Source organism: Bacillus cereus group sp. MG9 (assembly GCF_040459995.1).
Lineage (GTDB): Bacteria > Bacillota > Bacilli > Bacillales > Bacillaceae_G > Bacillus_A > Bacillus_A mycoides.
In genome coordinates, this window is record NZ_JARVHC010000001.1 from 2,100,856 (window position 1) to 2,119,600 (window position 18,745).

Consider the following 18,745-nt stretch of genomic DNA (forward strand, 5'->3'; position numbering starts at 1 on the left):
ACATTTTTATAATGATTCACAAATTGTTAAAATTCGGATTTATGTGAAGGGAGAAGCGAAAGGGAATATGGTTATATGGGTAGAGGGGAAGTGTAAATATTTTTTACACAATGAAAAAGCAGGACATGAGCATTTATACTCATGTCCTGCACTTTATTTATGCTTTTGAAATTGCACGCGGAAATAAAATATTATTTTCTAAATGAATATGCTCAAATAAATCAGATTCAATGGCTTCAAGGCGCTGGTAAACAAGGCGATAAGTGCCGCAAGCTCCTTCTGGTGGAGTAAAGTCATTTGTAACCTTACGAAGTTCTTTAATAATATTGCCAGCGTGGTTATGTTCATTTTCGAGCTCATCTACTACTTTACGTAACTTTGCATAGTTTTCATCAGTTGGATTTTGTTCGAATTCTAAAATTAACGGGAAATCTTCCGTTTCTTCTTTAATTAAATGTTGTTCTAATTCCATTTTAAGTTCATGAAATAGTTTATGAATTTGAGCTAAATGAGGCTGATTTGCTCCATGAACGCGTAATACTTTCGTCACATATGGACTTAGCTGTGGCAACTCTTCATTTAAATAGCGATGATGCTTATTAATCACATAATCAATCAATTCACGATATGAAGCATTTTTCCAATCAATTTCAGATTCATTTAATAGTTTCGTATTATTATAAAGTGTATTTAACTCTGTAATTACCTCTGTTGCCGATAAATTTCTTTCATTAATTGCGTCAATAAGTGGTCTATTACCACCACAACAAAAGTCTATTCTATATGATTTAAAAAGGTCACTAGCTTTCGGAAATTGTGTAACAATCTCACCGATAATTGAAGTTTCAGTAAATGTATGTTTCATATGAATGCCTCCATAAAGTTTAAATGTAATATCTAAATTAAGAATAGCGTTAAATTAAAATCAATGTGGTGATTTAAATCACTTATTATGTGTCATTTTTGAGAATAATAAAATGAGTTTTATAAAAGGGAGAGGGAGGGTAATTCGTCGCAATAGTTTCTGATAATAAAAAAAGAAGCTTACTAGAAGCTTCTTTTTTACTACTATTTTTCACATGCAACTCCATCGCCATCACGATCAAGTTTAGAGCTATAACCTGGTTGATCTCTATATAATGGAGCTTTTCCAGCGTTTTTAACTTCAGTACAATTTTTGTAAGTTACATTACTATTGTTACCTGCAGCTGGTTGTGTTTGAGCTTGCTGTACTTTTTGCTGATCCTCTTGTTGTTTGCGAGCTTGTTCATCAGCCTGGCGTTTTTGCTCTTCTTGTTGTTTGCGAGCTTGTTCATCAGCCTGGCGTTTTTGCTCTTCTTGTTGTTTACGAGCTTGTTCATCAGCCTGGCGTTTTTGCTCTTCTTGTTGTTTACGAGCTTGTTCATCAGCCTGGCGTTTTTGCTCTTCTTGTTGTTTACGAGCCTGTTCATCAGCTATACGTTTTTGCTCTTCTTGTTGTTTACGAGCTTGTTCATCAGCTAGACGTTTTTGCTCTTCTTGTTGTTTACGAGCTTGTTCATCAGCTAGACGCTTTTCATCTTCTTGCTTAAGAGCTTGCTCTTCGGCTTGGCGTTTTTCATCTTCTTGTTGTTTACGAGTTTTTTCGTCCGCTTCTTTCTTTTCTACTTCCTTTTTCTTTTCGTCATCTTTTTTCTCTTCACTATTAGAAGCGACTTGTTTATTAGTTGCTGTCGTTTTTTCAGAAGAAGGACCTGAAATACCTAATAGCACAACAAAAATGACAAATAAAATAGCTGTAATGATAAATTGTTTTTTTGCAACACCTGTCTTTTTAATTACAGATAATATTGCTAGTACGAGGAAGAAAATAAATAAAACAAAGATTAAAATAGAAAAGAATTCAACGATTGGGTGATTAGAAGTCTCTGCGCCAGTTATTATTAAGACGATTGAAATCATAAAAAGAATAACGGTAGAACGACCATATCGTATTGCTTTACCATTTTTCTTAAAGAACGAGATGATGCAAAGAATTAAAAGGATAAAAGCAATAAAAAATAAAGTTGCACCAATATTACTCAAAACTGCCATTTTCATACCTCCATTTGTAAGATTTTCTCTATTGATTATATAGGGATTTATTGGATATTACACGTTTTATATTAATTTAGAAAATTAATATTTTTAATAGACGTATAAACATTTATTTCGTATATAAGGAAAAATAGATATATATACTATTACATTTTGAAAGAGATTTCATAAATTATGGTATATCGATTGAAAGGAGGAGATTTGAATGGAATTTCAATTATTAGTGAATTGTGTGTTACAAGAAGGGAATGCTTACTTTTTAGTAACAAAAGTAGACGATGTTATTACGTTGAAAGTGCCAATTACAGCAGGAGTAGCAGGTTTATTCTTAGCTTTAGGTGTACCAAGATGTTCTTAATTTAGCTTTTGATAGTAAAAGGATGAGGGACAAGCCTTCCCCTTTTACTATTACATAATTTTTTTATGTAAACTAAATAAGGATTTTTAAGTTTTTTAATATTATTTTTGCCATAGCACGTTTAAAACGGACATGCATATACTATAATGTTTCATTGGCCTTTGATGATGAACGATAGTTTTAAAAAGTGTATCGAAAGTAGAAGTGATATTCTTTTCAATAATGAAAATAAAAGAGGTGCTAGTATATATGAAAAGACGAACGTATGATATTCCAGTCGTATTACGAAGAGAATGGTTTTTAATAGAATTAGCGCATTTAACAAAAAAATATGGGATTGAAATAGCAACTAGTAAAATAGAAGATGCACCATTTCTAAGAGATCAAGTTACAGAATTCAAAATAGGAGCGGGTTTGCAATACGATAAATATGATGATGAGTACATCATCGAGTTTTAAACAAAGAAGCTGCGTATAAAAGGTTATTAAAGAGACCTTTTATACGCAGTTTTTTTGTAAAGAGAAAGCTTTATTGAGAAATATTCAAAACGCTTATTGTAAAAAGGAATGAAGAAATGTTGAGAGAATAACGTTTGATAAGAAAGGAATGCGGCTATTAATTTCTTATTATATTGTAACGTAAAAGTAATTGATTAAATGGAATTTAAAACAATTGGTGTTCAACAGAATGGCAGCGTTTTCTTTCAGGAGAAAAAGGGGGATGTTAATGGGAATTATGAAAAGGAGTATCGCATTATTTATTGTACTTTGTTTTATGAGTCCGCTGGTTTTTAGTGCAAATGTACACGCGGAGGTTGTAACAGAGCTTAAGACTGGCTTTCCAAATCAAGAAGTATTTACTCCTGGAGAATGGTTTTTAGGTCAGAAACCTGCTAATTATGATGAGAATAAAACACCAATTCTCTTTGTACAAGGAAGAAATGGTAATGCGGATAGTTGGTATGGAAAGACAGTATATCATGAGATGAATGATATGTACGATTATGCTTTGAAAGCAGGCTATCAAACTGTATTTATTCAATTATATGATGCCGCGGGGAAAGGATCAGCTAGCCAATGGGACAATGGAAAATTGTTAGCACAAAAGCTTGAAGAGATTTATAATCATTTTGGCAAAAAAGTAAATATTGTAGCTCACAGTAAAGGTGGTATTGATACACAAGCTGCGTTAGTTGGATATGGAGCGAATCGATTTGTTGGAAATGTTATTACGCTTGCCACTCCGCATTACGGATCCAATTTAGCGGATTTATCATATAGTTGGTGGGCAGGATGGCTTGCCTCTATATTAGGTCAAAAAGATGATGGGACATATTCATTGCAAATAGGTGAAATGGCAAAGTTTCGTTCTACAATAGATAATAATCCTGCAGCTAAATTAAACCGTTACTATACGGCTACTGGGACAAGCTGGGGACCTGTTTTTTCAGCACTATCTATGGGCGGGTTGTATTTGTCATCATACGGTTCTAATGATGGATTGGTGAACGAATGGAGTGCTAAGTTACCATATGGAACACATTTATTTACAGATTCACGATTTGATCATGATAATATACGAAAAGGTTCAGCCGTTTTCGCACGAATTGAACCATATTTACGGACAGTAAATGTACCAGTACCAGCTTTATTAGCCCCGAGTAATAGTTCAGAGGATAAGGCAGAACAATTAAACACAACTTCTAATCAAGCTATTTTAGGAGGAGAGTTGTCACAAAATGAGTGGGTAGGACAAACTGTCGCAGTTGATAAAAAAGCAGAAGGGGTAGTTTCTATTTTAACAGCTTCTTCAGATGTAGAAATACAACTAATATCTCCAAAAGGAAAAGTTTATACAAATAAAGATAGTGCTGTATCTACTGGTGAAGGTGAATCTCTCTTTAAAGGAGCCACTATAAGAACATTTAAATTTGATAAAATGGAAGCAGGAGAATGGCAAGTTAAAATGATGGCGAAGCAGCCGAAAGATGCATATTTAATCGTGACCGATTACAAAAAAGATGCTCCGTTCGTCCTTCAAATGCCGGCAAAGGTTAAAGTAAATAAAGCAGAGTATAAACTCAAAAAATCACCTGTAGCTCCAGAAATGAAAGGCGATCTTTCAGTAACAGTACGAGTAATTAATAAAGATGGAAAATTAGTTTCTGAATCAAATGAATCGAAAAACATTAATACAACTACATTTACAGGTGCTTTGAAAAATATAGAACAGCCAGGTGTATATAACGTTACAATTGATATGAAAGGAATGAATAAGGAAGGACAACCTTATAATCGTACGATAGTTAAATCGGTTTATGTGGAGAAGTAGGAAAGAATGAATCGGTTTAATAAAAAAAGTGCCGAATTCTTGTGGAAGAAGGATTTCGGCACTTTTTCATGTTTATTAGATGAATAGAAAAGTGAAATAGGAGCTTATGTTCTATAAGAGGACGATAGGAATAAAAAAAACGTTATGCAATAAAAAAGATGCTGAGTTAGCATCTGAATGTGAGGGAATAGTATTAACTTAGTTTTGTAACTGTTAATTCAACTGAATTTATACCATTATCACAAGTTACAATACTTTGATGATTAAAACCACTATTATTTCTAAGTTGAAGAGTTGAATTAGCAGGCACCGTAACAATAGTTTCGCCAACTAGTTGAAGGCATTCGTTATTTGATGAAGTATTCATTTGAAAAGCGAAATCACCTTGACTATTAGCAAGTGGATTATTATTTAAAAATATAGTTATGACTGGAATATGGGGAAATACAGGATTTAACGTAGTGTTAATACTTGAAATGAAAGAAATTCTATAATCACCAGCTTTACTAAATTGTATAGTAGTTGGATTTAATAAGGAAACTCCCCCTGCCAAAGGGCCAACGTGATTAAACGGAAAAGAACCGCCAAAAGGAACAGTTATAAACTCAGTTTGCCAAAAAGTGCCGTAAGCAGGCTTAGATGATTTATGTGAATGGTCGCATGAACATTTTTTATACGAACTGGAAGATTGATGGCACGAACATTTTTTATATGAACTAGAAGAAGAGTGGCATGAAGATCTTTTATATGAACTTGAAGAATGATAGTATGAACCCAATATATTACCTCCTATTATTAATAAATGTATAACACATAGTCGTTTATGCAATCGAAAAGCAATTGGCGTGTATACTTGTCCATATATAAGGTAATAGATTTGGGATAAAAAGCTGGCATAATATAAAGTGCTCTAATGAGGAGATATAGTTTTCAAAAAAAAGGAGTTAGAATATTCTATGTAATGAATTTTGGAGAAGAAAAAGGATGAATATTTAGCAGATAACTCTATCCAAGGTTTTAAAATGTTGAAGTATTTAAACTTTAAGATAGTATATCGCCAAAGTAAAGAAGAGAAGTATTTAAAGGACAGCATTTTAGTGAAACAGAGAAATGGATAAAGCGATGATTAAGTTTTTAACTTAGTCGTCGCTTTTTATTTATGTAGTTGTGCAGGAAGAAGGCAAAAAATATCGAATAAATGTAATTATACAGAATTGTTTGTATTTATTTCGAATAGTAGTTAAAGATACGTTAGTTATATTTCAAACAGTAAGAAAAGAGAGATTAAATAATAGAGGGAGCAACTTACATGGAAAATATATTAAAGGTATCCTCAAAATCAAGTCCGAATTCAGTGGCAGGTGCAATAGCGGGCGTACTAAGAGCAAGTGGCAAAGTAGAAATCCAAGTGATTGGAGCTGGTTCTTTAAATCAAGCGATTAAAGCAATTGCGATTGCAAGAGGTTTTGTAGCTCCAAGTGGCATTGACTTGGTTCTTGTTCCAGCATTTCAAGAGGTTACTATCGATAATCAAGAAAGAACAGCAATCAAATTAATTGTAGGTCCTAGAAGGAGAAGGTCTTAATAGCGAGCATTAACATGAGGGGATTTGAAAAGGTCAATAGACTCCAAAAAGTTAGACACGTTATTTCATTTGACAGTTCCTTGGGCGTGGATACAGTATTGTACCGGATTTATGACTTTTAATTCCTCTTTATATTTAGCGGGTTTTTCTAGAAACTTAAAAATGCCAAATCCTTTGTGACATAAGGGATTTGGCATTTTTGAGGTTTTTATGTTTTTTTAAATCAACAATTCTAAAACTGCTCATTCTTCTCCCAAGATTCTACAATATAATGAGCAATCGTTGGGTTGAATCCTTTACCAACTAAGAACATAATCGCAGCAACTTCTGTTAAAGCATGTTTGTGTGATGTATGTTTCGCTTCATTCAAGCCGTAATCTACCCAAGGTTTTACGAAATCAAGTACAGGTTTCTTTAAAGGTAAAAACTGTGTACCGACAACTTGTTGGATTTGTTGTTGCGTTGGTTCTGTAATAGGTCCAGGTGGTAAAATTTGTGGTTGTGTAATATCTAAAATCGGCCCAGGTGGTAAAATTTGTGGTTGCGTCGGATCAATTGTTGGTGGTTTAGGTGGTGAGACACGTGCGTCATAGTTTGGTTGATACATTTGTTGTTGGTATGGATTTTGTTGATATTGTGGTTGCGTCTCGTATGGATTACCTTGAAATTGAGGTTCTTGGCTAGGTTGTGCTACGTATGGATTTTGAGGATATTCAGTTTCTTGATTTTGCGGTGTTGCGTATGGATTTTGTTCGTATTGTGGCTCTTGATGTTGTGTCTCTTGCTCCTCATATTGTTCAGCATATCTTTGTTCCTGATGTTGAGGATAAAGAGGTTGTTGTGGGTAAGGTGGTTGGTTATTATAGAACATTTTTATTCCTCCTTCATAATGATGCCTACCACCTAGTGTATGGGCGGACAAGAAAATATGTGATGAAAAAATGCGGGCGTGTTACAATAAGTAACTGGGTGAAGATAAAATGATAAAACAAGAAAAAATACAAAAAACAATAACTTTCGTAAAGCATATTTTAGAAAAAGATGCGAGTGGGCATGATTGGTATCATATTGAACGCGTACATAAATTGGCGATTTCTTTATCCGAGCAAGAAGGGGGAAATCGTTTTATAATTGAAATGGCAGCATTACTTCACGATGTAGCAGATGAGAAGTTAAATGAGAGTGAAGAAGCAGGAATGAAAAAAGTTTCTGATTGGTTAGAAGAGTTACGTGTTGAAGAAGATGAAAGTAAGCATGTTCTTCATATCATCGCCAATATGTCTTATAAGGGCGGTCATGGTGGCACAGTTGAGTCACTTGAAGGTAGAATTGTTCAAGATGCGGATCGTTTAGATGCTCTTGGTGCAATTGGAATAGCTCGAACGTTTGCATACGGAGGAGCGAAAGGGAGATTAATGTATGATCCAACTATCCCTCCGCGAGAAGTGATGACGAAAGATGAATATAGAAAAAATAATGATCCATCTTTAAATCATTTTTATGAAAAGCTTTTAAAACTAAAAGATTTAATGAACACGAACGCAGCAAAACAAGAGGCTGAAGTTCGTCATCGTTATATGGAACAGTTTATTGAACAATTTATGAAAGAGTGGAATGCACAAATATGAAAATGTTAACTGTGGAGAACTTATCGAAATCATACGGAGAAAAACCGTTATTTGATGGATTATCATGTAGTATTACAGAAGGACAACGTGTCGGAATTATCGGTGTAAACGGTACTGGTAAATCAACGTTATTAAAAATTATTGCAGGATTAGAAACTCCTGATACAGGTGATATGACGCATTCACGCGGATATACAATTAGTTATTTATCACAGCAACCAGAGTTTGATGAAAAACTAACAGTATTAGAGCAAGTGTTCCATGGTGATACACCTTTAATTCGTCTTCTTCGTGATTATGAACAATCGTTATTAAATATCGAAAAAGATCCAAGTAATGAAAAAGTACAGGAACAATTATTTGCAGTGCAGCAACGTATGGATGCGATGAGTGCATGGGAAGCAAATGCGAATGCAAAATCGTTATTAACGAAATTAGGAATTACTGATTTTACAGCAACTGTTGGAAACCTATCTGGTGGACAAAAAAAGCGTATTGCAATGGCGCAATGTTTTATTGAAACACCTGATTTATTAATTTTGGATGAGCCTACGAACCATCTTGACCATGAGACAGTTGAATGGTTAGAAGAATATTTAGCAAGATATACAGGTGCGGTATTACTTGTAACCCATGATCGTTATTTCTTAGATCGTGTGACAAACCGTATTTTTGAATTAGATAACGGTAAACTGTATAGCTACGAAGGAAACTACAGTACATTTTTAGAAGCGAAAGCACTTCGTGAAGAGCAAGAATCGGCACAAGAATCAAAACGCCAAAATTTATATCGTCGTGAACTTGCTTGGATTCGCCGTGGTGCAAAAGCCCGTTCTACGAAACAAAAGGCGCGTATTCAGCGTTTTGATGAGCTAAAGGGACAAGAAGGACCAGCAGCGAAGCAATCAGTTGATATTGCACTAAGTGGAAGTCGTTTAGGAAAGAAAGTACTTGAATTAAAAGATGTAACGAAAAAATTTGGTGATAAAACAGTATTACATAACTTTAATCATATTGTGAAGCCTGGTGATCGTATCGGAATCATCGGAGCAAATGGAAGCGGAAAATCATCACTATTAAATATGCTTGCAGGAAAATTCTCTCCTGATAGTGGTGAAATTGAAGTAGGACAAACTGTAAAAGTTGCCTATTATACGCAAGAAAATGAAGAGATGAATTTAAACCAGCGCATGATTGAATACATTAAAGAAATTGCGGAAGTTATTCATACGACAGACGGAAAAGTAATTGGCGCATCTCAAATGTTAGAACGTTTCTTATTCCTACCGCATTCACATGGAACAACGCTTGGTAAACTATCTGGTGGCGAAAGAAGACGGTTATATTTATTGCGTATTTTAATGGGAGAACCAAACGTACTATTACTTGATGAGCCTACGAATGATTTAGACACACAAACATTAACAGTGCTAGAAGATTATTTAGAAGATTTCCCAGGTGTCGTTTTAACTGTATCGCATGACCGTTACTTCTTAGATAAAGTAGTAGATGAATTGTTCATCTTTACTGGCGAAGGCGAAGTGCGTGAATTCCTAGGTAGTTATACAGAGTATTTAGAAATGGAAAAAACGAGAGAACTCATTGAGAAAGCAGAAGTTCAAAAGGAGAAAAAAGTAGTAGAAGAGGCTCCGAAACAACGTAAACGTAAACTTTCTTACAATGAGCAGCGTGAATGGGAAACAATTGAAGATACAATTGCACAACTAGAAGAGAAACTTGAATCAATTGGAGAAGAACTTACGAATGTTGGATCTGATTTCACAAAGGCCCAAGAATTATCTGAAGCAGGGCAGAAGATAGAAGAAGAGCTAGAAAAAACGATGGAACGATGGAGTGAACTATCCGACATCGTTGAAGGATTAAAATAAAAACAAGCTGCATATATTGAAAAGTAAAGAGAAAAACTTTACACTATTGGTAGAACCTATTTTAGGAGGGAAAAAATGAGAACATCTAATCCAATGTTGAAAAAAGAGGCATTCCGTAAAGAGGGAGCAAATACTTCTGCGATGACTATTGGCGGAACAGTAGGCAAAACGTTTATTATGCTTATCTTGCTGCTTGCAACGTCTGTCTATTCATACATACAGATGACGCAAGGTACGATGAAAATGCCAGTATTAATTGGTGCTTTAGTTATTGCGGCAATCGTTGCATTTGCATCTATCTTCTTCCCGCGCATATCACCAATTGGTGCACCGATTTATGCGGCAGTAGAAGGGGTAGTGTTAGGAAGTATTTCAGCAGTTTATGCAATGAAATTTCAGGATTCTATCGTTTTAAACGCTGTATTACTAACAATCTCAATTCTATTTGCGATGTTAGTTTTATATGCAACACGCGTAGTGAAGGTAACTGATAAATTCCGCACAGGTGTTATGGCAGCAACAATGGGAATTATGGTTATGTATTTAATCGTATTCTTATTAAACATGTTCGGTGTTTCTGTTCCATATATTCACCAAGGTGGAACAATTGGTATGATCATTAGTGCAGTTATTATTGTAGTTGCTGCATTAAATTTATTACTAGATTTCGATTTAATCGAAAATGGTGCACGTAGCCAAGCTCCAAAATATATGGAGTGGTACAGTGCAATGGGTCTAATGATGACGCTAGTATGGTTATACTTAGAAATTCTTCGTTTCGTTTCTTATTTTACGAAAAATGACTAATAAAAAATCCTGCATGAAATGTGCAGGATTTTTTATTTTTAAAGATAAATTGAAAATATAGATGTTGGCGACTTAAATTGAAGGGGGATGGAATATGATGAAAGAGAAAAAAGGGATTATGAAAAAACTATTTTCTAAAAGTTTTTTCATAGAACTAGATGACGCTTTAACATATCCATCAGCAGAAGTTATTCGTTCAGCTATTGAAAGCTATGCGGCTAAATGTAATGAACAATTAAAAATTGAGAGTAAAGTTAAACCGATTACTTTCTACTTAGAAAATGTAATGTACCGCGCTGAAATAAAGATGGCCCGCGGAGGATATTACATATCTTGCAGTAAAGTATAATATTTTTGGAAACCTTACATGTTTAAACTATGTAGGGTTCCTTTTTTTGATTTGTAAGATATAAAGTAATAATTTTTGCTTACAAACATATCATTTTGCGCTTTTTACCCTTCCAACATTTTTCTTTACAATGAAGAAAAATATGTGAGGTGGTATAACTTATGATGAATCGAGTTGTATTAATTGGTAGATTGACAAAGGAGCCAGAATTATACTACACAAAACAAGGTGTCGCTTATGCACGAATATGTGTTGCGGTGAATAGAGGTTTTCGAAATAGTTTAGGTGAACAGCAAGTAGATTTTATTAATTGTGTTGTATGGAGAAGGTCGGCTGAAAATGTAACAGAATATTGTACGAAAGGCTCACTTGTTGGGATTACAGGGCGTATTCATACGAGTAATTACGATGATGAACAAGGAAAGAGAGTATATAGAACTGAAGTTCTGATTGAGAGTATTACATTTCTGGAGAGAAGGAGGGAGGGTGCATAGGGGTAGAACGTAAAGAGCATTAAAAATTAAGAGGGCTATGTAGTATAGCCCTCTATTATTTTTGATTGATACCTTCCCAAACAACATCTAACTGTTGATTGAGTATATTTTTCGCATTTGTTTCATTAGAATTTAATAGGGATTGGGACATGAGTGTATAAAAATAAGTACTCATAATAGTAGAAGTGATAATATTTATATCCCATTGACTGTTTAATTCTCCTGTTTCTTTCGCTGCTGTAATAATTGAAGACAAACTTTCTTGTAGCTGTTGTATACTTTTTAATTCATTTTCTACTAAGTAGTTAGATTTAATAATTTCAAAAACAGCATGCTTCATTAATTCTCCATGTCCAGTAAAGCGATCTAGTAAGTTTCCTAAAACAAGTTTGATTCGTTCTTTTGGATGTTCCACATTTTCATACGTTTTTAAACTTTCATTCCATAGTTCAATTTGAGAATCACCTAAAAATAATAATATGTTTTCTTTTTTCGGAAAGTAGTTGAAGAAAGTTCCTTTTGCAATCCCACATGCAGTAGTAATATCTTGAACCGTTACATTTTCGTACCCACGTTCTTGAAAGAGCTGTACTGCTTTTAGGAATATAAGTTCTTTTAATTCTTTTTTTCTCGTTTCTCTAAGCATATAATCGACTCCTAATACAAACAATTATATCTGTTTATTAGAGTATCTCAAATGAAATCTTATTTCATGCCTCCTAATTTTACTGTTTAATACAATTGAAAGAAGGATAGAGAGAATTCCGTTCATACTTTTCGTTGGAGTTTGTCATAAATGAAAACTGTATAGTTCATGTGCTTGCCTATCAGAAATCCATTTCGGAATATGTTTTATTGCTTGGTTTCTTAGTATAGTTAAAGGTTTACTTTCTATTTGCGCCATTTTTCCAACTTTCCACGCAGTGTTTGAGATTTTTTCAATTCTTTCTCGTCTTTTTTGTTCGTATTCTATAAATGCTTGGCGATAGTGGGCATTATTTTTGATGCATTCAGCAAGAATAATAGCATCTTCAATTGCCTGACAAGCTCCTTGGCCTAAATTAGGTGTAAGTGCATGGGCAGCATCCCCAATAAAGACGATGCGTTTGTCAAAAAACTGTTTCATTGGAATAATGTCTACAATATCACGATGAATCATATCAATGTCAGAGGCGTTATTTAAAATAGATGGGATGGGGTTATGGTAAGTTTTGAAATGATTATACAAATCTGCTGTTGTGTAATCCTTGTATTTGGGATCTCTAGCTTTAGCGTTTATGAGCGCATACCAGTATACTTCGTTGTTTGGGAGAGGGACGATACCAAATCTACCGTTTGTTCCCCAAGTTTCAATAAAATCGTTTGTTAAAGATAGACTATGAGCTGGAGTTACGCCGCGCCAACACGTATAACCGGCATAACGATAACCATCACTTTGTGTTACTTGTTTTCGAACGACAGAATGAATACCATCTGCAGCAATGAGTATATTGCCGAGTGCTTCACTACCATCTTGAAATAATATTTTTAAGGCGTTTTCTTCATTTTGTTCTATTTTTACGCACTCTTTTCCCCATTCGACAGTACCTTCTTGTAGTTCGGAAAGTAGCAATTGATGTAAATCTTTTCTATGAATGGAGTACATTTTTGGATAACAAGCTGGAATGGTCAATTTACTAAATATAGTTCCTTTTTCGGATACAAGGTTAAAACCGTCACTTTCGTTGCCAAATTTTTTTATTTGCTCAGAAATTCCGTATGGTTCAAGTGCTTGCATCGCATTTGGGGCAATGATAATACCTGCACCAGCAACAGTAGTTTCAATATTTTTGTCATATACTTTTACATCTAATCCTATTTTTTGTAAGGAAATTGCTACACAAAGACCAGCAATACCACCACCTATAACCATGACATTATTCATTTGTTATCCCTCCACAATTAAGTGACTTAACTCATAAAATGACCGCGGTCATTTTATGAGTTAAGATTAATACCTTTTTTTGTTATTGTCAATTAGACTTTTAACTATAGTTCCGGAACGATTAGGTGAAAATAGAAATAATTGAAATTCTAAAAATGTAGAAGAGGAATTAGTAAAATTAAGCATCCGAGTAGGAGTATAGAGGGATAACATGTTACAATACAGCTAAGAACACGCAATAAAGGAGAGTTTTTTACGTGAAGATTAAAGCAATTGAACCGACGCCAAGTCCAAATACAATGAAAGTTATTTTGAATGAAGTATTACCATCAGGAGCGCGTAATAATTATACAAATGAAAATAAAGAACAAGCACCAGTGCAAGTGCAAGAAATTTTGAAGATTGAAGGCATTAAAGGTGTGTATCATGTTGCAGACTTTTTAGCAGTGGAGCGAAATGCGAAGTATGACTGGAAAGTTTTATTACAACAAGTTCGTGCTGTTTTCGGTGAAGAAATAGTGGAAGAAAGCGAAGAACAACAACTTTCTCATTTTGGAGAAGTGAAAGTGTTTGTTCAAATGTTCTTTACAATTCCGATGCAAGTGAAGTTAACAGATGGAACCTCAGAAGAGCGTGTTGGTTTACCTGATCGTTTTAAAGAATCAATTATGAAAGTGCAAATGTCTGCACCTAACGTTGTGAAAGAGCGTAAGTGGGTAGAGCAAAGTACACGTTACGGTAATTTTGAAGAAATCGGGAAAGAAGTAGTAGAAGAAATTATTGCTGCTTATTCAGAAGAACGTGTAAATGAAACGGTTAAAGAATTATTAGATCAAGCAGGTGCTGTTGAAGTAACGATTCAAAAGCGTGAGCCATATAAAGTAACAGAAGAGATGATGAAAGATTCTGACTGGAAAAACCGTTTTGCAGCTTTAGAACAAATGGATCCAACGGAAGAAGATATGATGGTATTGAAAATGGCATTAGATGATGAGAAAGTATCTATCCGCCGTTTAGCAACAGCTTATTTAGGTATGGTAAAAGGTGAAGGAGTATTGCCGTTATTATATAAAGCGTTATTAGATCGTTCAGTAAGCGTTCGTCGTACAGCAGGAGATTGCTTATCAGACGTAGGTGATCCAGCAGCGATGTTCGTTATGATTAAATCTCTGAAAGATTCAAGTAAATTAGTACGCTGGCGTGCAGCAATGTTCTTATTTGAACTTGGTGATGAAAGTGCAATTCCGGCACTAAAAGCAGCAGAAGATGATCCGGAGTTTGAAGTGGCGATGCAAGCACGTTTAGCTTTAGAACGTATTGAAGGCGGCGAAGAAGCAAAAGGATCAGTATGGAAGCAAATGACGGAGTCTCGTAAAGGGGAATAGTTTATGATTGTTTTCTATGATAGTTGGTGCCCGATGTGTACGGCGGTTGCAGAACGTACGAAAAGATTAGATAAAAAGGGTAAGATGAAATTTGTTTCATTTCGAGATGAAGATGTAGTTGAGAAGTATGAACTTTCTCAAGAATTACAAAGTAAGATGGAACAAAGATTGTATATTTTAAAAAATAATAAGTGGTATGACGGAATTCATAGCATTAACGTATTAGCAAAGGCCGTTCCATCTTATTGGTTTGCAGTACCTTTTATAAAACTATCTATCGTCCTTGGATTTGGAAGTAAAGTATACGATTATATTGCCAACAATAGAAAACTTGTCCCAGTTGGACACTGTCGTGAAGGGGTTTGTGAAATCCCTACAAAAAAATGAAATCATCGTTATCTTTCTTTTGCACCTATTAATAGAGCGTGATATGATGAATTTGGAATGAAAGTTGAAGGAGAGATACAAGATGTCAAATGCATATGAAGAATACATGCGTCAAATGGTAATTCCAATGCGCCAAGAGTTAGTGCGTTCTGGATTTGAAGAGTTAACTACAGAAGAAGCTGTAACAGAATTTATGGAGAATGCATCAGGTACAACTTTAGTAGTTGTAAACTCTGTTTGTGGTTGTGCAGCTGGTTTAGCACGTCCATCAGCAGGTCAAGCGGTTGTACGTGCTGAAAAACAACCTGATCATCTTGTAACTGTATTTGCAGGTCAAGATAAAGATGCTACTGTAAAAATGCGTGAATACTTCGGAGAAATTCCTCCATCTTCACCATCTATGGCATTACTAAAAGGAAAAGAAGTTGTGCACTTCATTCACCGTCATGAAATTGAAGGCGCAACAATGGACGAAATTATTACAAACTTAGAACAAGCTTTCGAAAAGAATTGCTAAAGTAGGGGGAGAGTGAATCTCCCTCTTTTCTTTATATAGAGGTGAAAAAATGATAGTAACAACAGCAGGAAGAACAAATAAAGAAATGAAAGATTATGCAAACAAGGTAGCAGCAGAATTAAATCTTTCTTTCGTTAAACGTAATGACATACCAGTACATAAACTGCATGAGCAGTATGAACAAGATGTACTTGTCGTAGGGAAAAATCGATTAGCCATTTATCCAAAAGGTACGGAAGAGTCGTTTTTCTTTCATCCAAACTCAGCGATGTTTCGTGTGAAAAGGTTAATGCGCGGAGAGCACGATCCGTTTGTACAAGCTGCTAAATTAGAGAGCGGAATGACAGTATTAGATTGTACGCTCGGTATGGCATCAGATAGTATTGTAGCTAGTTATATTGTTGGTGAAAGCGGAAAAGTAACGGGACTTGAAGGCAATGAATATATGGCTTATATTATGGGAAATGGTTTAAAAACATGGTCTTCATCTGTTTCTGAAATTGATGAGGCAATGCAACGAATCGATGTGAAGCAAACGGAGCATTACTCATTTTTAAAACAATGTGAAGATAATAGTTATGATGTCGTTTACCTTGATCCGATGTTTGAAGAAACTGTTATAGAATCAGATGGAATAAAAGGATTAAAACACTTCGCTTTGTATCATGATATTACTGACGAAACAATTGCGGAAGCGAAGCGTGTGGCGAGAAAGCGTGTCGTTCTGAAAGATCATTTCCGTAGTTCTAGATTTGAAAAACATAATTTTCAAGTATACAAAAGAAAAAGTGCTAAGTTTCACTTTGGTGTAATTGACCCTTGCTAATTGTTTGAAAAGATGTATAATAAGCAATAATTAATTAAATATACTGTCTGTGATGAAGAGAGTAATCTTTTTCAGAAGGAAAGCGAGCTAGGGATGGTGTGAGCCTAGTGCAGAAGAAAAAGATGAAGCGCACTTCGGAGACGCTTCTTGAACGAATAGTAGAGTAAGCCGAGGCCCCCTGTCCTCGTTATAAACGGGAAAGTGGTTCGAAATGAACAACAAGGGTGGTACCACGGGTTAAAACTCGTCTCTTTTTTAGAGACGAGTTTTTTGTGTTTTAAAAAATAAGGAGGTTATAGTATGAATTATAAAACGCAGTTTGCGAAAAGTTTATCGAATATTTTTACGAATGAATTAACACAAAATCAAATTTTAGATTTAATCGAAACACCAAAACAAGATGAATTCGGAGATGCAGCGTTCCCATGCTTTTCACTAGCGAAGCAATATAAAAAATCACCAGCTATTATAGCGAAGGAATTGGCGGAGAAATTAAATGATCCATTCTTTACGAAAGTAGAGGCTGTTGGTCCTTATGTAAATGTATTTTTTAATCGTGAAACAGTAAGTGATGAAGTATTAAAAATAATTTTAGCGGAGAAAGAAGAGTACGGTCAAAATCACTTTGGATGTGAAAAAACGGTAGTTATCGATTATTCCTCTCCTAATATCGCGAAACCTTTTTCAATGGGGCATTTACGTTCTACAATGATTGGTAATTCGCTGAAACATATCGCCGAAAAATGTGGGTATGAAGTTGTCGGAATCAATTATATTGGCGATTGGGGCACGCAGTTTGGAAAGTTAATTACCGCATATAAAAAATGGGGAAATGAAGAAGTTGTTAAAGAGGATCCAATTCGTGAGTTATTTAAGTTATATGTTCAGTTTCATGAAGAAGCAAAAGAGAACAAAGAACTAGAAGAAGAAGGACGATCATGGTTTAAAAAACTAGAAGAAGGAAATGAAGAAGCAGTCGAACTTTGGAATTGGTTCCGTCATGAGTCTTTAAAAGAATTTTCTCGTATTTATGAACTTCTCGGTGTGGAATTTACAAACTTTCAAGGAGAAGCTTTCTATAACGATAAAATGGAAGACTTTATTGGGATTTTAGAAGAGCACGATTTACTTGAAGAATCAGAAGGCGCATTAGTCGTTAATTTAGAAGAAGAAGGTATGCCGCCATGTTTAATTAGAAAATCAGATGGTGCTACCATTTACGCAACACGTGATTTAACAGCGGCATTGTATCGTCAAAACACATACGAATTTGATAAAGCGTTATATGTTGTAGGCCCAGAACAAAGCTTACATTTCAATCAATTTTTCACTGTATTAAAAAAGCTTGGTTATGACTGGGTCGATGGTATGGAACATGTACCGTTCGGGTTCATATTAAAAGATGGTAAGAAAATGTCGACACGTAAGGGCAGAATTATTTTATTGGAAGAAGTGTTAGAAGAAGCTGTTGCGCTTGCGGAACAAAATATTGAAGAGAAAAATCCGAATTTAAAACAAAAAGAAGAAGTGGCAAAACAAGTCGGTATTGGAGCAGTTATCTTCCACGATTTAAAAAATGAGCGTATGCATAATATCGAATTCTCATTAGAAAATATGTTGAAATTTGAAGGAGAAACAGGACCATATGTGCAGTACACACATGCGCGTGCCTGCTCTATTTTAAGAAAAGAAAGTGTAGAATTTGAAACGTGTACTTTTGAATTAAAAGACGATTACAGCTGGAGTGTAGTAAAATTACTCAATAAATTCCCGCAAGCAATTGAAGCGGCCTTCAACAAAAATGAGCCATCTATTATTTCAAAATACGTATTAGATGTAGCGCAAGCGTTCAATAAATATTATGGAAATGTTCGTATATTAGAAGAGAGCGAAGAGAAAGAGAGTAGACTCGCATTAGCTTACGCTGTGACGGTTGTATTAAAAGAGGGATTACGTTTACTTGGGGTAGGGGCACCTGAGGAGATGTAAAATAAAAATTTTGTGCTTATGCGCCGAGAGAAATATTCACATTACTTTACTAATAAACTACAGATCAAATTAAAGCGTAATATAGAGTAACAAAAAGACAAAACAGGCGATTATTAGCCTGTCTTGTCTTTTTGTATTTTCTTAAATAAACTCTTATCTATAAAGAGTTATACGCTGCGAAGTGTAAGAACTCTATAAT

General features: G+C 34.8%; 21 protein-coding genes and 1 other annotated feature. Of the genes, 15 read left to right on the forward strand and 6 right to left on the reverse strand.

The window, feature by feature from the left end:
* Nucleotides 1-157: 157 nt before the first annotated feature.
* Both ric and QCI77_RS10735 read right to left on the reverse strand, forming a co-directional pair.
* Nucleotides 158-865, reverse strand: coding sequence for an iron-sulfur cluster repair di-iron protein (gene ric / locus QCI77_RS10730; protein ID WP_002031613.1), 708 nt, complete (start codon nucleotides 863-865; stop codon nucleotides 158-160).
* A 203-nt stretch (nucleotides 866-1,068) separates the two neighbouring features.
* Nucleotides 1,069-2,073, reverse strand: coding sequence for an excalibur calcium-binding domain-containing protein (locus QCI77_RS10735; protein ID WP_353824897.1), 1,005 nt, complete (start codon nucleotides 2,071-2,073; stop codon nucleotides 1,069-1,071).
* Between the two features lie 208 nt (nucleotides 2,074-2,281).
* Between QCI77_RS10735 and exsG the strand changes: the two genes are divergently transcribed.
* The 3 genes from exsG to QCI77_RS10750 all read left to right on the forward strand — a co-directional run bounded on the left by exsG (nucleotide 2,282) and on the right by QCI77_RS10750 (nucleotide 4,766).
* A complete protein-coding gene (gene exsG / locus QCI77_RS10740) occupies nucleotides 2,282-2,434 on the forward strand; it encodes an exosporium protein ExsG (RefSeq protein WP_000395676.1) in 153 nt (50 codons plus the stop codon).
* 222 nt (nucleotides 2,435-2,656) lie between these two features.
* Nucleotides 2,657-2,893, forward strand: coding sequence for a hypothetical protein (locus QCI77_RS10745; protein ID WP_085960711.1), 237 nt, complete (start codon nucleotides 2,657-2,659; stop codon nucleotides 2,891-2,893).
* Between the two features lie 262 nt (nucleotides 2,894-3,155).
* Nucleotides 3,156-4,766, forward strand: coding sequence for a lipase family alpha/beta hydrolase (locus tag QCI77_RS10750; RefSeq protein ID WP_016102113.1), 1,611 nt, complete (start codon nucleotides 3,156-3,158; stop codon nucleotides 4,764-4,766).
* Nucleotides 4,767-4,959: 193 nt separating this feature from the next.
* Here the strand turns inward: QCI77_RS10750 and QCI77_RS10755 are convergent, their stop codons facing one another.
* Nucleotides 4,960-5,544 (reverse strand): hypothetical protein, encoded by a 585-nt coding sequence (locus QCI77_RS10755; RefSeq protein WP_002127124.1) that lies wholly within the window; start codon nucleotides 5,542-5,544, stop codon nucleotides 4,960-4,962.
* A 190-nt stretch (nucleotides 5,545-5,734) separates the two neighbouring features.
* Between QCI77_RS10755 and QCI77_RS10760 the strand changes: the two genes are divergently transcribed.
* The gene (locus tag QCI77_RS10760; protein ID WP_002012544.1) at nucleotides 5,735-5,884 is read left to right on the forward strand and encodes a hypothetical protein; all 150 of its coding nucleotides are present in this window, start codon (nucleotides 5,735-5,737) and stop codon (nucleotides 5,882-5,884) included.
* A 191-nt stretch (nucleotides 5,885-6,075) separates the two neighbouring features.
* Nucleotides 6,076-6,351 carry a stage V sporulation protein S gene (locus QCI77_RS10765; RefSeq protein ID WP_002035358.1) on the forward strand — a complete coding sequence of 92 codons (276 nt, stop codon included), beginning with the start codon at nucleotides 6,076-6,078 and terminating at the stop codon, nucleotides 6,349-6,351.
* A 232-nt stretch (nucleotides 6,352-6,583) separates the two neighbouring features.
* Here the strand turns inward: QCI77_RS10765 and QCI77_RS10770 are convergent, their stop codons facing one another.
* The gene (locus tag QCI77_RS10770; RefSeq protein WP_353824898.1) at nucleotides 6,584-7,222 is read right to left on the reverse strand and encodes a hypothetical protein; all 639 of its coding nucleotides are present in this window, start codon (nucleotides 7,220-7,222) and stop codon (nucleotides 6,584-6,586) included.
* A 109-nt stretch (nucleotides 7,223-7,331) separates the two neighbouring features.
* Between QCI77_RS10770 and QCI77_RS10775 the strand changes: the two genes are divergently transcribed.
* The 5 genes from QCI77_RS10775 (at nucleotide 7,332) to QCI77_RS10795 (ending at nucleotide 11,518) form a co-directional block, all read left to right on the forward strand.
* The gene (locus QCI77_RS10775) at nucleotides 7,332-7,979 is read left to right on the forward strand and encodes an HD domain-containing protein (RefSeq protein ID WP_002012557.1); all 648 of its coding nucleotides are present in this window, start codon (nucleotides 7,332-7,334) and stop codon (nucleotides 7,977-7,979) included.
* Nucleotides 7,976-9,868, forward strand: a complete 1,893-nt coding sequence (locus QCI77_RS10780) for an ABC-F family ATP-binding cassette domain-containing protein (protein WP_353824899.1) — start codon at nucleotides 7,976-7,978, stop codon at nucleotides 9,866-9,868. Before QCI77_RS10775 ends, QCI77_RS10780 begins: the two co-directional genes overlap by 4 nt.
* A gap of 75 nt (nucleotides 9,869-9,943) precedes the next feature.
* A complete protein-coding gene (locus tag QCI77_RS10785; RefSeq protein ID WP_002127140.1) occupies nucleotides 9,944-10,675 on the forward strand; it encodes a Bax inhibitor-1/YccA family protein in 732 nt (243 codons plus the stop codon).
* A gap of 94 nt (nucleotides 10,676-10,769) precedes the next feature.
* Nucleotides 10,770-11,024: a DUF4318 domain-containing protein gene (locus QCI77_RS10790; protein ID WP_002185977.1), complete on the forward strand. Its 255-nt coding sequence runs from the start codon at nucleotides 10,770-10,772 to the stop codon at nucleotides 11,022-11,024.
* A gap of 161 nt (nucleotides 11,025-11,185) precedes the next feature.
* Nucleotides 11,186-11,518: a single-stranded DNA-binding protein gene (locus QCI77_RS10795; RefSeq protein ID WP_002085936.1), complete on the forward strand. Its 333-nt coding sequence runs from the start codon at nucleotides 11,186-11,188 to the stop codon at nucleotides 11,516-11,518.
* A 55-nt stretch (nucleotides 11,519-11,573) separates the two neighbouring features.
* Here the strand turns inward: QCI77_RS10795 and QCI77_RS10800 are convergent, their stop codons facing one another.
* On the reverse strand, nucleotides 11,574-12,164 hold the full coding sequence (locus QCI77_RS10800) for a TetR/AcrR family transcriptional regulator (protein WP_353824900.1): 591 nt from the start codon (nucleotides 12,162-12,164) through the stop codon (nucleotides 11,574-11,576).
* A gap of 144 nt (nucleotides 12,165-12,308) precedes the next feature.
* Nucleotides 12,309-13,442 (reverse strand): FAD-dependent oxidoreductase, encoded by a 1,134-nt coding sequence (locus QCI77_RS10805; protein ID WP_353824901.1) that lies wholly within the window; start codon nucleotides 13,440-13,442, stop codon nucleotides 12,309-12,311.
* Nucleotides 13,443-13,699: 257 nt separating this feature from the next.
* On the opposite strand from QCI77_RS10805, the gene QCI77_RS10810 reads away from it, so the two are divergent.
* The 5 genes from QCI77_RS10810 (at nucleotide 13,700) to argS (ending at nucleotide 18,546) form a co-directional block, all read left to right on the forward strand.
* Nucleotides 13,700-14,827 carry a conserved virulence factor C family protein gene (locus QCI77_RS10810; protein WP_002012566.1) on the forward strand — a complete coding sequence of 376 codons (1,128 nt, stop codon included), beginning with the start codon at nucleotides 13,700-13,702 and terminating at the stop codon, nucleotides 14,825-14,827.
* A 3-nt stretch (nucleotides 14,828-14,830) separates the two neighbouring features.
* Nucleotides 14,831-15,214 carry a thiol-disulfide oxidoreductase DCC family protein gene (locus QCI77_RS10815; protein ID WP_002085930.1) on the forward strand — a complete coding sequence of 128 codons (384 nt, stop codon included), beginning with the start codon at nucleotides 14,831-14,833 and terminating at the stop codon, nucleotides 15,212-15,214.
* Between the two features lie 82 nt (nucleotides 15,215-15,296).
* A complete protein-coding gene (locus tag QCI77_RS10820) occupies nucleotides 15,297-15,731 on the forward strand; it encodes a BrxA/BrxB family bacilliredoxin (RefSeq protein WP_002012568.1) in 435 nt (144 codons plus the stop codon).
* Between the two features lie 49 nt (nucleotides 15,732-15,780).
* Nucleotides 15,781-16,557, forward strand: a complete 777-nt coding sequence (locus QCI77_RS10825) for a class I SAM-dependent methyltransferase (RefSeq protein ID WP_002031642.1) — start codon at nucleotides 15,781-15,783, stop codon at nucleotides 16,555-16,557.
* Nucleotides 16,558-16,597: 40 nt separating this feature from the next.
* Nucleotides 16,598-16,812, forward strand: a binding site (T-box leader).
* A 45-nt stretch (nucleotides 16,813-16,857) separates the two neighbouring features.
* Entirely contained in the window at nucleotides 16,858-18,546 is a 1,689-nt protein-coding gene (argS, locus tag QCI77_RS10830; RefSeq protein WP_353824902.1) for an arginine--tRNA ligase, read from the forward strand.
* Nucleotides 18,547-18,745 lie beyond the last annotated feature (199 nt).

Excerpts from the sequence above, each read along its gene's own strand:
- ric (WP_002031613.1), bottom strand. The coding sequence starts at position 865 with ATGAAACATACATTTACTGAAACTTCAATTATCGGTGAGATTGTTACA.
- QCI77_RS10735 (WP_353824897.1), bottom strand. The coding sequence starts at position 2,073 with ATGGCAGTTTTGAGTAATATTGGTGCAACTTTATTTTTTATTGCTTTT.
- exsG (WP_000395676.1), top strand. The coding sequence starts at position 2,282 with ATGGAATTTCAATTATTAGTGAATTGTGTGTTACAAGAAGGGAATGCT.
- QCI77_RS10745 (WP_085960711.1), top strand. The coding sequence starts at position 2,657 with ATGAAAATAAAAGAGGTGCTAGTATATATGAAAAGACGAACGTATGAT.
- QCI77_RS10750 (WP_016102113.1), top strand. The coding sequence starts at position 3,156 with ATGTTAATGGGAATTATGAAAAGGAGTATCGCATTATTTATTGTACTT.
- QCI77_RS10765 (WP_002035358.1), top strand. The coding sequence starts at position 6,076 with ATGGAAAATATATTAAAGGTATCCTCAAAATCAAGTCCGAATTCAGTG.
- QCI77_RS10770 (WP_353824898.1), bottom strand. The coding sequence starts at position 7,222 with ATGTTCTATAATAACCAACCACCTTACCCACAACAACCTCTTTATCCT.
- QCI77_RS10775 (WP_002012557.1), top strand. The coding sequence starts at position 7,332 with ATGATAAAACAAGAAAAAATACAAAAAACAATAACTTTCGTAAAGCAT.
- QCI77_RS10780 (WP_353824899.1), top strand. The coding sequence starts at position 7,976 with ATGAAAATGTTAACTGTGGAGAACTTATCGAAATCATACGGAGAAAAA.
- QCI77_RS10785 (WP_002127140.1), top strand. The coding sequence starts at position 9,944 with ATGAGAACATCTAATCCAATGTTGAAAAAAGAGGCATTCCGTAAAGAG.
- QCI77_RS10790 (WP_002185977.1), top strand. The coding sequence starts at position 10,770 with ATGATGAAAGAGAAAAAAGGGATTATGAAAAAACTATTTTCTAAAAGT.
- QCI77_RS10795 (WP_002085936.1), top strand. The coding sequence starts at position 11,186 with ATGATGAATCGAGTTGTATTAATTGGTAGATTGACAAAGGAGCCAGAA.
- QCI77_RS10800 (WP_353824900.1), bottom strand. The coding sequence starts at position 12,164 with ATGCTTAGAGAAACGAGAAAAAAAGAATTAAAAGAACTTATATTCCTA.
- QCI77_RS10805 (WP_353824901.1), bottom strand. The coding sequence starts at position 13,442 with ATGAATAATGTCATGGTTATAGGTGGTGGTATTGCTGGTCTTTGTGTA.
- QCI77_RS10815 (WP_002085930.1), top strand. The coding sequence starts at position 14,831 with ATGATTGTTTTCTATGATAGTTGGTGCCCGATGTGTACGGCGGTTGCA.
- QCI77_RS10820 (WP_002012568.1), top strand. The coding sequence starts at position 15,297 with ATGTCAAATGCATATGAAGAATACATGCGTCAAATGGTAATTCCAATG.
- QCI77_RS10825 (WP_002031642.1), top strand. The coding sequence starts at position 15,781 with ATGATAGTAACAACAGCAGGAAGAACAAATAAAGAAATGAAAGATTAT.
- argS (WP_353824902.1), top strand. The coding sequence starts at position 16,858 with ATGAATTATAAAACGCAGTTTGCGAAAAGTTTATCGAATATTTTTACG.